The sequence below is a fragment of the Amycolatopsis sp. NPDC003865 genome, from assembly GCF_053605345.1.
Genome location: NZ_JBSGJA010000001.1, coordinates 435331 through 448755, shown reverse-complemented (window position 1 = coordinate 448755; position 13425 = coordinate 435331). Strand labels below are relative to the sequence as shown.

Annotated in this window: 8 protein-coding genes; 3 read left to right on the top strand and 5 right to left on the bottom strand. The window is 72.5% G+C overall.

From position 1 onward, the window contains the following. Window positions 1–12 precede the first annotated feature (12 nt). Entirely contained in the window at window positions 13–1071 is a 1059-nt protein-coding gene (locus ACWEVP_RS01955) for an MBL fold metallo-hydrolase (protein ID WP_452060749.1), read from the bottom strand. Window positions 1072–1181: 110 nt separating this feature from the next. Between ACWEVP_RS01955 and ACWEVP_RS01950 the strand changes: the two genes are divergently transcribed. Continuing rightward, window positions 1182–1775, top strand: a complete 594-nt coding sequence (locus tag ACWEVP_RS01950) for a TetR/AcrR family transcriptional regulator (RefSeq protein ID WP_452060748.1) — start codon at window positions 1182–1184, stop codon at window positions 1773–1775. Window positions 1776–1782: 7 nt separating this feature from the next. On the opposite strand, the gene ACWEVP_RS01945 is transcribed toward ACWEVP_RS01950, so the two are convergent. Continuing rightward, complete coding sequence (locus ACWEVP_RS01945; RefSeq protein ID WP_452060747.1) at window positions 1783–3438, bottom strand: discoidin domain-containing protein; 1656 nt, start codon at window positions 3436–3438, stop codon at window positions 1783–1785. Between the two features lie 119 nt (window positions 3439–3557). Beyond that, on the bottom strand, window positions 3558–8831 hold the full coding sequence (locus tag ACWEVP_RS01940; protein WP_452060746.1) for an RHS repeat-associated core domain-containing protein: 5274 nt from the start codon (window positions 8829–8831) through the stop codon (window positions 3558–3560). A 213-nt stretch (window positions 8832–9044) separates the two neighbouring features. On the opposite strand from ACWEVP_RS01940, the gene ACWEVP_RS01935 reads away from it, so the two are divergent. Beyond that, window positions 9045–9530, top strand: coding sequence for a carboxymuconolactone decarboxylase family protein (locus ACWEVP_RS01935; RefSeq protein WP_452060745.1), 486 nt, complete (start codon window positions 9045–9047; stop codon window positions 9528–9530). Here the strand turns inward: ACWEVP_RS01935 and ACWEVP_RS01930 are convergent. After that, on the bottom strand, window positions 9494–10873 hold the full coding sequence (locus ACWEVP_RS01930; protein ID WP_452060744.1) for an MDR family MFS transporter: 1380 nt from the start codon (window positions 10871–10873) through the stop codon (window positions 9494–9496). The genes ACWEVP_RS01935 and ACWEVP_RS01930 overlap by 37 nt on opposite strands. Then, window positions 10870–12330, bottom strand: a complete 1461-nt coding sequence (locus tag ACWEVP_RS01925; protein ID WP_452060743.1) for an aldehyde dehydrogenase — start codon at window positions 12328–12330, stop codon at window positions 10870–10872. Before ACWEVP_RS01925 ends, ACWEVP_RS01930 begins: the two co-directional genes overlap by 4 nt. A gap of 206 nt (window positions 12331–12536) precedes the next feature. Between ACWEVP_RS01925 and ACWEVP_RS01920 the strand changes: the two genes are divergently transcribed. Then, complete coding sequence (locus ACWEVP_RS01920; protein ID WP_452060742.1) at window positions 12537–13379, top strand: oxidoreductase; 843 nt, start codon at window positions 12537–12539, stop codon at window positions 13377–13379. Window positions 13380–13425: the final 46 nt, after the last annotated feature.

Here is a 13425-nt window from a genome sequence, read left to right as displayed (position 1 = left end):
CGGCTGTCCGGTTCAGGTGCTCGTGGTGACGCGCGCGGGGGTCGGGCCGTAGCCGGGCCAGGTCAGGCGCCCCCGGCCGGCCAGGTACTCGATGTGGGCGACCGTCTCGGCCACCGCCGACAACCGCATGAAGCCGATCTCCGGCCACGGCCGTGACCACGTCAGCCGCGTCGCGATCTCCCACGGCGTCGGCCACCCGAGCTCGGTGACGACCGCGACGATCTCCGCGCACCGCCGGTCGTGGTGCTCGCGCAGCAGTTCGCCGCGCCGGGCGAGCCCGCGGAAGCGGTACTCGTGCGCGGGCAGCGCGTCGTGGTCGTCATACGTCGCCGTCCGCTCCAGCGAGCCGAGGAACTGGCCGAGGGGCGGCTCTTCGGCGCCCGGCCACGAGCCGATCGCCGGGGTGATCCGGGGCAGCACGTGGTCGCCGGTGAGCAGCAGCTGCGCGTCCGGCTCCTGCAGGCAGAGGTGACCGGGGGTGTGCCCGGGCGTCCACACGGCCCGCAACCGGCGGCCGCGCACCGGGACGAGGTCGCCGTCCTCCAGCAGGACGTCCGGGTCGGGCAGCTCCGCGGCCGGCCGCGGAGCGGCCCCGAGCGCGTCGAGGAGGTCGGCGATCTCCGCTTCCGGGGCGCCGCAGCCCCGCAGCCACGTCGTGATCTCGGTGCGGGTGTCGCCGTGCTCGTCGCGGCGGCGCTGGGGGAGCGTGTCGCGTTCGGCCGGGTGCATGCCGATCCACGCGCCGGACGCCGCGCGCAGCCGGGCGGACAGCCCGTGGTGGTCGGGGTGGACGTGCGTGGTGACGATCCCGGCCACGTCGGCGGTCGACGCGCCCGCGGTGGCGAGCCCCTCGAGCAGGGCCGTCCAGCCTTCGTCGGTGTCCCAGCCGGGGTCGACGACCACCAGTCCTTCGTCGGCGGGGACGAGGTAGGAAAGCGTGTAGCGCAGCGGGTTGTCCGGGATCGGCACCGGCACCGACCACAGCCCGCCCGGCAGCTTCTCGACCGGCGGCCGCCGCCGCGCCCGCCACGCCGCCTGCTGCTCGGTGCCGAGCACTTCGATTCCCGGCATGTGTGCACCTTCCGCGAGATACTGAACAAGGTGCGTCCAGTAATGGTCCGACTCTATAGTGGGCGGATTCCGTTCGGCAACGACCCCGAGCACGGGGCGAGGTGAGGCGCATGGCGGGCGAAGCCGGGCGGCCCCGCGACCCCGAGGTCGACCGGCGGGTGCTGAGCGCGGCCGCGGAGGTCTTCGGCGAGGACGGCTGGGGCCGGTTCACGGTCGACTCCGTGGCCCGGCGCGCCGGGGTGGGCAAGGCCTCGATCTACCTGCGCTGGCCGAACAAGACGGAACTGCTGGCCTGCTGCCTGGAAGCGCGGGTCACGCCGGTCGCCGACATCGACACCGGCTCGGTGCGCGAAGACCTGGTCCGCCTCGCCGAGCAGATGCTGACGGCGTTCTTCGGCGAGTCGGGCCGCGCGACGACGAGGCTGCTGCTGGAGGCGGACCGGATCCCGGGCGTGGCGGAGCGGGTGGCCCGCCTGCGCCAGGCCCAGGTGCTGGCGGCGCGCGCGATCGTCCGCCGCGGCATCGCCCGGGGTGAGCTGCACGGCGGAACGAGCGTGACACTCCTGCTGGACGCGATCGTCGGCGGCTGCCTCAACCACGCGCTGGCGACCCCGGCCCACCTGCGGCCCCAGGTCGCGGCCGGGCTGACCGGCTACGCCGGCGAGCTGGTCGACTTCGTCCTCGGCGCGGTGACCGCGGGGTGACCGCCGCTCAGCCGTAGACCTCGAACCGGGCGAGCTGGCCGGCCGGCCACCCGGTGTTGCCGGTGCAGGTCACGCGCAGGAACCGCCGCGCACCACCGGGAAGCGCGATCGTGACGCTGTTGCCCCGCGCCGGGTCGAACACGTACCCCGTCGCCGGGACGAGCGTGTCGAACGTGCCGCCGTCGGCCGAACCGGACACGGTGAGCGTCTGGGTGCGGGTGCCCCACGCGCTCGCGGGCGGGACCGCCAGCACGATCCGCGTCACCGCGGTCGCCGCGCCGAGATCGACCTGGAGCCACTGGGGGAACGCGTTGTTCGCGCTTTCCCAGTAGGTGTCCGGGTTTCCGTCGACCGCGTTGCCCCCGCCGTAGTTCTGCGTGTGGCTGCTTTCGCTCGTGGCGCGGCCGCGGGCCAGATCCACCGAGCCGCCGGTGGTGAGCGTGGGCCGGGTCGGGCGGACCGCCGTCAGCGGGAGCTCGCCCTTGAGCATCCGGCCACCGTCGGCGGTCAGCCGCAGGTAGTAGTCCGCCGAACAGGCCGTCCCGTCCTCGTCGAGGGCGAGCAGGCCGGAGCCCACCGGGGTCATCGAGGCGTTCTCCGCCGTCTTCGCGATCTGGTTGCCTTCGCCGTATTCGTCGAACATCGAGATGTAGATGCCGGCCACGCCGGCGCGTACCACGTTGTAGAACTGGCGCCACATGAAGTCGCCGTGGGCGCGCTGCCGCCCCGAGACGTCGCCGGGCAGGACGCACGGCTGGTAGTCGATGCCGTGGGCGGCGCAGTCGGCCTGGTCGGGCACGGTCAGGTTCGCATACGCCCAGTCCGCACCCGCCGCGTCGCCGATCGCGCCGACCATCCACGGCGAGAGCATGTGGAACGAGCGGTAGACGTCGCCGAAGCCGGGCCGCGACCCGCCGTCGCTCGTGCGCCATTCCCGCGGCACGCCGCCGATGACGTAACAGCCCTGGGCCTTGAACCAGTTCACGACGTCGAGGCAGGTACCGGCGTCCCACGGGTGGTTGGCGTCGTTGTACCCGAAACCCCAGACACAGACGACCGGTTTGCCGTTCTGGCGGGCGTAGGCCGGCGACGCGGTGTGCGCGGACATCTTCGCGGTCCAGTCGGCTTTCATCTCCGTCTGCATGGCCGCCCAGCCGGTGGCGTCGTACATGATGTAGAACTTCCGCCCCTGCGCCTCGGCGGCGGCGCGGACCTTGGCGGCCATCGCGTCGCGCGTGGGGCCTTCGCTGCTGTTGGGGTTGAAGCGCTGCAGAGCGGCGGTGTCGCAGCCGTTCTCCCGCATCCACCGGAAGTGCGTGTCGACGGTCTGCTGGTCGTAGGACGAGAAGAGCCCGGCCGCTTGGCCGTTTCCGAGGTTGCCGTAGGCGGTCGGGTAGGTGCGGGTGTACTCGCGCAGGTCCGGCCAGGCCTTGATGACGTTGTTGCCCGGCGACGGCGTCCGGCCCCAGTCCTGGCTCCAGTGCCACCAGCCGCCGATCGGCGCGCCGTCGCCGGCACAGGCGAACCAGCCCTGGTACCCGACGGTGATCTTGCCGACGACGTCTCCCGGCGGGCTCGCCGCGGCGGCGCCCGGCGCGCCGAGGGCGGAAAGCGCGCCCAAGGCCGCGGCCGAACCGAGGAAGACCCTGCGCGAGATCGCCATGCCAGTTCCTCTCGCCACGCTGCTCGAGTACGTGACCGGACTGTAGGCGGCCGGACAGGAACTGGCAATAGTCGAACCGATTGCGGAAATTTTCGTACCGATCTCCGCAAGAAATGACGTCAGCTCAGGTCCATCGCGTCCGGATCCTTCTTCTTCGCCCAGTAGTCCGCGATGTCGGCGTCGGTGATGTTCTTGAGCTGCGGCGGGTCGAGCTCGCCGCGCTCGAGCTTCGCCCAGTCCTCGGCCGTCGGGTTCTTGTAGAAGCCGCCATAACCCGGCCATTCGCCCGTGCGCGCCGCGTCGCGGGCGCCGTGCATCTCGGCCGCGTCCCACTTGTCGATCGGCTTCGTGGTCACCGTGCCGTGGTCCGCGGTGTGCCCGCCGGTCGGAACCGCCTGGCCCGCCTGCGGGTTGTACCGCATGCCCTCGCCGCTGGAGCGCATGTCGTCGACCATCTTGTGGTACGAGTCGTCCGCGATGGCCATCCGCTTCTGCTCGTCCTCCCAGGCCTTGCGGTCCGGGTGGTTCGGGTCGTTCTTGACGGCGTCCCGCCGGTCCTGCTCCGCCTTCGCCGCGTCCGCCTTGTCCTTGTCGTACAGCGGGTGGTCTTCGTGGTGGACGTGGTTCTTGTCGTTGCCGTGGTAGACCTGGTCGGAAAAGGTGTGGTCGCCCGCCTTGCCGAAACCCTGCTGGTGGCCGTAGCCGAGCTGGTTGAGCTGGACCGCGGTGCTCGGGTCGTTGGCCTCGATGGCGTTGCGCTGCGCGTTCCGGTACGAACCGAGGCGGTCGTCGTACTTGAGGTTCGCGTCCGGCGAGGTGTTCGGTGCGTCCCGGACGTCGCCCTTGGTGAACCCGGACTCGTGGTTCGCGCCGCCCTTGCCCGTGCCGGGGTGGAAGCGGTGGTTGGCGTGGTCCTCGTAGTAGGCGTAAGCGTTGTTCTCCAGCGGCTTGTTGTCCTTGTCCTTCCGCAAGCCCTTCGCGCCGCCGTTGTCGCTCAGGATGTCGTACCCGGCGGCGTGCTCGTTCTGGTGCGTCTTGTCCCCGTCGATCTTGTAGTCGTACTTCTCGTTGAGGCGCTTGCGCTCGGCGTTGCGGTCGCCGTAGGTGCTCTCCGGGTACTTGCGGTTGCTCGTCGACGGCCCGTCGTTCCCGCGGGCGTAGGGGTGGGCCTGGGCCCGGGCGGCCGCCGCCGCGCACGGCGTGGTCCGCTGCGGGCCCAGCCCGAGCGGGTCCGTCATGGCGGTCGGGTTGTCCACATAGGACATCGAGTCCGGCGCCGGGGTCAGGCCCAGCGGGTCGTGCGAGAGGAACCGGCCGGTCTCGGGGTCGTAGTAGCGGTGGCGGTTGTAGTGCAGCCCGGTCTCCGGGTCGTGGTACTGGCCGGGGAACCGCAGCGGGGTACGCGCCGTGCCCCCGGCCGAGACGGCCGGGCCCCACAGCGCCGTGTGCAGGTGACCGGCCAGCGCGCCGGTGTCGTCGACCAGTTCCGCGGGCGCGCCGACGAGGTCGGGCACGATGGCGTGGAACCGGTCCCCGCCGGCGCCGAGGACGCGCTCGGTCTGGGTGAGCGGGAGCGGCGAGCCGGGTGCGTACTCCCACACCGTCGCCACCGGCGGCCTGCCCGGTCCACTGTGGACCTGTTCGGCCGGGACCTGGCCGTCCCAGGCGAACTCGACCTGCTCGGCGACGGCGCCGCTGCCGTCGAGGCGCTGCTTGGCGATCCGGCGGCCGAACGGGTCGTACCGGTACCGCCACACCGTGCCGTCGGGGGTGCGCACGCCGGTCAGCCGGTTTTCCGCGCTCCACTCGTAGGTCCACCGCTGCCCGTGGCGTTCGCGGGCGACGACCCGGCCTTCGCCGTCGTGGCTGTAGCGCGTCGGACCGGCCGAGGTGAGCAGGGTGCCGGTGTAGGACCGGGGCCCGCCGGACTGCGTCCCGCCGGACCAGCCCGCCCCGGTGACGGCGCCGCTCGCGTCGTACTCGTAGTCCTCTTGCCAGTGCGGACCGCGCACGGCGCGGACCCGGCCGCGCGGGTCGACGTCGAGGGTGCGCTGCCCGGAGATCAGGTCGGTCACGCGAGCGAGGTAGCCGTCGGGCAGGTAGCCGTACTCGCGCCGCTGCAGCGTGTCCGGGCCGCGCAGCACCGTCTGCGCGGCCAGCTGCCCGGTGGGTGTCCAGTCCTGCCGCAGCTGCGCCACCGGCCCGGTCCGGGTGACCAGTTCGCGCACGGTTTCCCGGCCCGCGGCGTCGTAACCGAACCGCAGGGTGCGCCCGGCGGTCGTCAGGGCGACCGGGCGGGCGGCGGCGTCGTAGCCGACGACCGACTCCGCGCCCGAGGGCGTCCGGCGGCTCACGCGGCGCCCGAGGGCGTCGTAGCGGTAGGTCACGACCCGGCCGTTGATCGACTCCGCCACCACGCGGCCGAGCGCGTCGTAGGTGAACCGGACTTCGCTGTGCGCGTTGGCCGCCGACACCATCCGGTCGGCCTCGTCGTAGGTGAACACGGCGACCTCGTCGGCGCTGCTGCGCCGCACGACCCGGCCCACGCTGTCGCGTTCGAGGGCGATGGTCTGCCCGGCGCCGTTGGTGCGCGACACGAGCCGGCCCGCGGCGTCGTAGCCGTAGCGCAGGACCCGGCCGTTGTAGTCGGTTTCCCCGATCTTCCGGCCCGCCGCGTCGTACTCGTAGCGCCACACCAGGCCGCGCTCGTTGGTGACCGAGGTGAGCCGCAGTTCGGTGTCGTAGCCGTACTTCAGCGTGCCGCCGTCGGGATCCCGCTCGCTGACCGGCAGGTCGAAGTGGGCGTACTCGATGCGGGTGACGCCGCCGCGCGGGTCCGTCCGCTCCTCGAAGCTCCCGTGGGCCGTCGCGGCGAACCGCTCGACCGCGCCGTCGGCGTCGCGCCGCTGCACGAGCTTGCCCGCGGCGTCGCTGACGAAGGTCGTGGTGTGGCCCAGCGGGTCGGTCTCGGTCGTGGTGTTGCCGAGCGCGTCGTAGCCGTAGCGCCACGTGGCGCCGTCCGGCGCGGTGACGAGCAGGGGGAGCCCGGCGGCGTTGGCCTGGATCCGGGTGACCCCGCCGAGGGCGTCGGTCACCGAATCGAGGGTGCCGGTGAAGGGGTCGTAGGTGTAGGAGGTCGCGGCGCCGGCCGGGTCGACGGCGCGGGCGAGGCTGCCGGCGGAGTCGTACTCGTAGCGCCACACGGCCCCGTCCGGCCCGGTCACCGCGACCGGGCGGTGCCGGTCGTCGTAGCCGATGACCATCCGCCCGCCGTCGGGCCGCGTGACGGCGGTGAGGTTGCCGGCCTCGTCGTAGTCCCAGCGCGTGACGTTGCCGAGTTCGTCGGTCTCGGCCACCACGCGCCCGAAGCGGTCCCGCTCGGCGCTCGTGGTGTTCCCGAGCGGGTCGGTCTGCCCGATCACGCGCAGCCGCTCGTCGAGCCGGTAGCGGGTGACGTTGCCGAGCGAGTCGGTGACCGTCGTTTCCCCCTCCGCGAAGGCCAGCGCCGTGTCCAGGTAGCCGTCGGTGCCCTGGGCGCGCACGCAGCGGCCCTGGCTGTCGTAGCCGTAGCGGTACCAGCGGCCGTTGACGTCCTCCCAGCGCGTGAGCCTGCCGTCGGCGTCGTAGGTGAACTCCTGCGGCGTGCCCACCGCGTCGACGACCCGCACGAGCCGGCGCGCGGAGTCGTAGGTGTACTCCGCCAGCGGGACCGGGGAACCCGCCGCGCGCACGGCGGTCACCAGGCCGCCGGCGCTGTCGATCTCGACGCGGTAGCCGCCGGAGTGCTCGATCGCCACCGGCACGCCGTCGCGGTAGCGCAGGACGATCCGGTTCCTCGTCCCGTCCACGACCGCGCGCAGCGGCAGCGTGGCGTCGCCGGGACGGCCCGCGAAGTAGCGCATGCGGTCGGACTGCGGGTCGCCGACGACGAACCCGTGCCGGACCCGCCGCAGCGCCAGGTAGGGCCCGCTGTCCGGGACGACCGCCTCCACGCCCACCGGGACCGGGAAGCGCAGCAGCGTGCCGTCGGCCAGCGCGAGGTGCAGCCCGTCCGGCTCCACTTCGAGACGTTCGTCCAGCGTCGAGGCCCACGTCGGGCCGAACAGCCGCCCGGCGCGGTAGGACGACAGGTGCGTGCGCTCGAGCACCAGCGGCAGGGCGCCGGGCAGCGAAACGTCCTCCTGCACGAGCATCACGGCCCCGGTCGCGACGTCGATCGGGTCGCCGCAGTCGGTCTTGTCCTTGGTCTGCGTGGTGTGTTCGTCCGGCTTGGGGTTGTTGTCCTTGATGCGCCCGCCGTCGCCGCCCTTGGGGTTGCCCTTCGGCGTGCTCGACGGCGTGGTGTCCGGGCCCTTCGACGCCGGGGGCGGCGTGGGGTCCGGGCTCTTGGGCGTGTCGTCGGGGCCCTTCGACGCGGGCGGCGGGTCGCTCTTCGGCGGGGGCGGGGTGTGGTCACCGGACGGCGTGGTCGAGTCGCCCTTGGCGCCCGACGGGGTCGTGTTCCCGTCGCCGCCCTTCGGCGTGGGCGGCGGGTCGGTCTTCGGCGGGGGAGCGTCCGGCCCGCCCTTGCCGTGGGGGCCGTCCAGGCCCTTCGGGTTGCCGTTGATGTCGGCGTGCTTCGGCGCCGGGGCGGCTTTGCCCGGTTTGATGTTCTTCAGGGCCTTGGCGGCGTCGGAGAACAGGTCGCCGGCGCGCTTGAGGAGCGGGATCAGCGCCTGCAGCGCCTTGACGAGCCGCTTGGTCAGGTCGGCGATCTTCGACGCCGTCTTCGCGACGGCGTTGATCACCTGGGGGACGACCCAGGTGAGCCCGATGCCGAGAGTGAACACGACCTGCAGGGCCCAGCTGATCAGGTGGCCGACGAGTTCGGCGATGATGTCGCGCACGAGCGCGCGCACCGCGGCGACGACCTCGCCGGCGGTTTTGACGCCGCTGGAAGCGCCTTCGCAGCCCTTTTGCGCCGTTTCCAGCAACGTGACGGTGTCCTGGGCGCGCTGGCGGTAGGCGTCGCCGGCGTTGCCGGTCCAGGACGCGGTGTCGGCCTTGACCATGCCGGTCAGGTCTTCGCCGATGCTGCCGAGTTCGGTGGCGACGTTCTTCCAGGTTTCGGACTGGGCGGCGATTTCGTCGGCGTTGCCGGTGAGGGCGTTGAGGGCTTCCTTGAGGGGCCCGACGTGTTCGATGAGCCAGCCGACGCCGGCGGCGAGGATGGCGCCGAAGGGGTCCATCGCCATGGAGAGCGCGTCGAGGGCGGTGCCGACGGCGCCGAGGGCGACCGACGCCCAGTCGCCGCTTTCGATCGCGGATTTCAGGTCGTTGGCCGACTCCAGCAGCGAAATGCCCGAATACGCCTTCGTCGAATCCTGCGTCTGCGCGATCAGCGGGTTGCTCACGGGTGCTTCTTCCCCTCCTCCGGCCTGACGGCCACAAGCGAAGTTAACAAGTGGTGGCGGCGGGAAGAATGCGAGCCCCTCGGGTTGCCCTTTCGGTCAGGCGTTCGTGTCCCCGAGGCTGCGACCGGGCTCACACCCGCGGGCTGTCACAGGGCCCGCGCACCCGGTGTCTTGAGGTCGTTCACCCGCCACGACACGAGTGAGGACGAAGCCATGGAACCCCGAATCGACCTGTTCGCCACCGACACCGGCGCCCGGCTCGGCAAGCGGTTCGCCAACCTCGGGCAGGTGGTCGCCCGGTCGCCGCTGCCGAAGTCCACCCAGGAGCTGGTGAGCCTGCGGGCCAGCCAGATCAACGGGTGCGGATGGTGCATCGACATGCACACGAAAGAGGCCGCGGCCGCCGGGGAGACCGCCGTCCGGCTGCACCTCGTCGCCGCCTGGCGGGAGTCGACCGTGTTCACCGAGGCCGAGCGGGCCGCGCTCGCGCTGGCCGAGGAGGGCACCCGGCTCGCCGACCACCACGACGGCGTCTCCGACGCGACCTGGGCCCGGGTCCGCGAGCACTACGACGACGAGCAGGTCGCCGCGCTGGTCGCGCTGGTCGCCCTGATCAACGCCGCCAACCGGCTCGCCGTGATCGTGCACCAGAAGGGTGGTTCCTACGAACCGGGGATGTTCGCGGCCGTCGAGGGCTGACGCCGCAGCAGGCCGGCGAGGACGGTGCCGAGCACGACCACCGGGGTGATCGCCAGGAAAGCCCCGCCGATCGTGTGCGCGACGTCCTCGCCGAGCAGGCTGCCGAACACCGCCACCCCGAACGCCGCGCCGATCGAGCGGGCGAAGGTGACCACCGCGCTCGCCGCGCCGATGTCGGCCGGGGACACCGCGTTCTGCGCCGCCGTCAGCGCCACCATCGGGACCATGCCGATGCCGACGCCGGCGACCAGGAAGTACGCGATCAGGGCGAGCTGGGCCGTCCCCGGGGCCAGGGTGCTCAGCAGCAGGAGCCCGGCGACGTTCAGCCCCATGCCGGTCACCAGGACCACCCGCAGCCGCGCGGGGTTCGCGACCCACCGGCCGGCCAGCGACTGGCTGACGACCAGCCCGATCACCAGCGGCAGCAGGTGCACGCCGGAGAGCGTGGCCGACACGCCGTCGGCGACCTGCAGGAACGTCGGCAGGTAGACCAGCACGCTGAACATCGCCACGTTGGCGATGAACCCGACGAGCGAGGCGACGACGACCGTGCGGGAGGCGAACATCGACAGCGGCAGGACCGGCGCGGCGGCCCGGCGTTCGACCGGGATCACCAGCAGGGCCAGCGCGACCGCCGCGGCCGCGAGCCCCAGGGTGCCCGGGGACGTCCAGCCCCAGCGCGGCCCGAACGAGGTGATCAGGACCAGCGCGGTGGCCGCGCCGGCCAGCAGCAGCGCACCGGGGTAGTCGACGCGTGCCGTGGGCCTGCGGACCGCGGCCGGCAGGGCACGCGCCGCGAGGACGACCGCGACCAGCCCGACGGGCACGTTGACCAGGAAGGCCCACCGCCACGACAGGTGGTCGGTGAACAGGCCGCCGAGCAGCGGGCCGGCGATGCTGGCGACGCCGTACACCGAGCCGAACCGGCCTTGGTGGCGCCCGCGCTCGGCGGGTTCGACGATGTCGCCGACGAGCGCGAAGGTCAGGACGATCATGCCGCCGCCGGCCAGGCCCTGGACCCCGCGGGCGGCGACCAGCTGGGGGAGGTCCCGGGCCAGCCCGCAGAGGGCGGACGCGACCAGGAACGCCGTCGTGGCGACGAGGTACAGGCGCTTGCGCCCGAGCATGTCGCCGAGCTTGCCCCACAGCGGGGTGGCGGCGGTCGAGGCGAGCAGGTAGGAGGCGGTGATCCAGGCGATGTCGCGGAAGCCGCCGAGGTCGGCGGCGATCTTCGGCAGCGCCGTGGAAACGATGGTCTGGTCCAGCGCGGCCAGCAGGACGGCGAGGATCAGCGCCGCCATCGCCGGGCGCACCGCGGGTCTGACGGGGACGTCGAGGGTCATCGGACTCCGCCTTCCGGGATCGTGATGGTCTGGTACTCGGTGTAGGTGCCGAGGCCGACGGCGCCGTATTCGCGGCCGAGACCGCTGGCCTTGAAGCCGCCGAACGGGCCGTCGAAGCCGATCGGCGCGCCGTTGACGGTGACGGTGCCGGTCCGCACGCGGCGCGCGACGGCCAGCGCGTGCGCCGGGTCCGCCGACCACACCCCGCCGGAGAGGCCGTACTCGGAGTCGTTGGCGATGCGGACCGCGTCGTCCTCGTCGTCGTAGGCGATGACGACCAGGACCGGGCCGAAGATCTCCTCCTGCGCGATGCGCATGCCGTTGTCGACGTCGGCGAAGAGCGTCGGCGTCACGTAGTTGCCCTTTTCCAGCCCCGCCGGGACTTCCGGGCCGCCGGTGACGAGCCGCGCGCCTTCGGAGACGCCGAGGCGGATGTAGTCGAGGACGCGCTGCTGCTGGTCGCGGCGGATCATCGGGCCGATGAAGGTCGCCTCGTCGGCCGGGTCGCCGACGCCGAGGGACTCGATGAGCGTCTTGAGCCCGGCGACGACCTCCTCGTAGCGGCTGCGCGGCGCGAGGATGCGGGTCTGGGCGATGCAGGATTCGGCGTTGTTGAGCAGGGAGCCGAACTTGAGGCCCTGGACCGCCGCCTCGATGTCGGCGTCGGGCAGGATGATCGCGGCGGACTTGCCGCCCAGTTCGAGGCTGACCCGCTTGAGCTGCTCCCCGGCGAGCGAGGCGATGCGGCGCCCGGCGCGGGTCGATCCGGTGAAGGCGATCTTGTCGACGCCCGGGTGCTTGACGAGGTATTCGCTCGTCTCGCGGTCCGCGGGCAGGACGCTGATGACGCCGTCCGGCAGCCCGGTTTCCGCCAGCAGATCGGCGAGCAGGCTCATGCTCGGCGTGTTCTCGGGCGAGACCTTGAGGACGACGCTGTTGCCGGCGAGCAGCGCCGGGACGATCTTGGCCATGGCCGAGGAGAACGGCGAGTTCCACGGGATGATCGCGGCGACCACGCCGATCGCCTCGCGGCGCACGACCGACCGGAACGGCAGTGCCGGGTCCGACGGTTCGAGGGTCGTCTCCCAGTCGAACTCCGCGGCCGCCTTGAGGTAGGCGTTGGCCTGCCGGGCGAGTCCGGGCTGGCCGGCCTTGGTGAACCACAGCGCCGAGCCGTTCTCCGCGGAGATGAGCGCGGCGATCTCGTCCGCGCGCTTCTCGCGGAGGGCGGCCAGCCGGCGGAGCACGGCGATCCGCTCGGCGGGGGTGGTGCGCGGCCAGGGGCCTTCGTCGAAGGCCTTCCGGGCCGCCTCGACGGCGCGGTCGACGTCGGCGGGCAGCGCCTGCGCGGCGCGGGCGATGACCGCGTTGTCGTGCGGGGAAACGATGTCCAGCAGCTCGGCGCTGCTCGGGGTGGTCCACGCGCCGCCGACGAAGAGCTGATTGCGGGTGATCACTGGGTGCCTCCTGGTACTCGATATGCCACATCAATGTAGCACTTACTGCGAACAAGAGTCGCATGTGTGAGGCGGTGCACAGCGGCGCGCTTGTTCTCCCGGGCGAGGTGGTCGCGCTGTCGCGGCGGTCACATCAAGTCGCACGATGTGTCACTAGGTGCTCTAATTGACACATCGATGACGCACTTAGTGACAGGAGCACGGCAATGAACAAGACCTGGTTGATCACCGGCGCTTCCCGGGGCTTCGGCCGCAGCCTCACCGAGGCGGTCTTGGCGGCGGGTGACTCCGTCCTCGCCACCGCGCGGCAGCCCGGGCAACTGGCCGACCTGGTGGCCCGGTACGGCAACCGGATCCGGCCGTTCGCCCTCGACGTCACCGACGCCGGTGCGGCCGCCGGCGCGGTCGAGGAAGCCACGGCCGCGTTCGGCCGCCTCGACGTGGTCGTCAACAACGCCGGCTACGCGAACAGCGCGCCCATCGAGGAGATGGCCGAGGCCGACTTCCGCGCGCAGATCGAGACCAACCTCTTCGGCGTCGTGAACGTCACGCGGGCCGCGCTGCCCGTCTTCCGGGCGCAGCGCTCCGGCACCTTCGTGCAGTTCTCCTCCATCGGCGGCCGCGTCGGCGGCACCCCCGGCATGGGCGCCTACCAGACCGCGAAGTTCGCGGTGGAGGGCTTCTCGGAGGTGCTCGCGAGCGAGACGGCTCCCTTCGGGGTCAAGGTGATCATCGTCGAGCCCGGGGCGTTCCGGACCGACTGGCAGGGCTCGTCGATGACCCGGCACGCCGTGGGCGCCGACTACGAGGGGACGGTCGGCGCCATCCACCGCTACCGGGAGGCCCACGACGGAAACCAGCCGGGCGACCCGGCCCGCGGCGCGCGGGTCGTCGTCGACGTGGTCGGCTCGGACGACCCGCCCCGGCGGCTCATCCTCGGCGGCGACGCCGTCGTGGCCGCCCGGAAGGCCGCCGAGGAGCGGGCCGTCGAGACCGAGCGGTGGGCCGAGGCGAGCCGCGCGGCCGACTTCCCGCTCGAAGACCGGTGAGCGGCCTCAGCCGGGTGACGGTTACGCCGGGGAAAGCGACACCGGA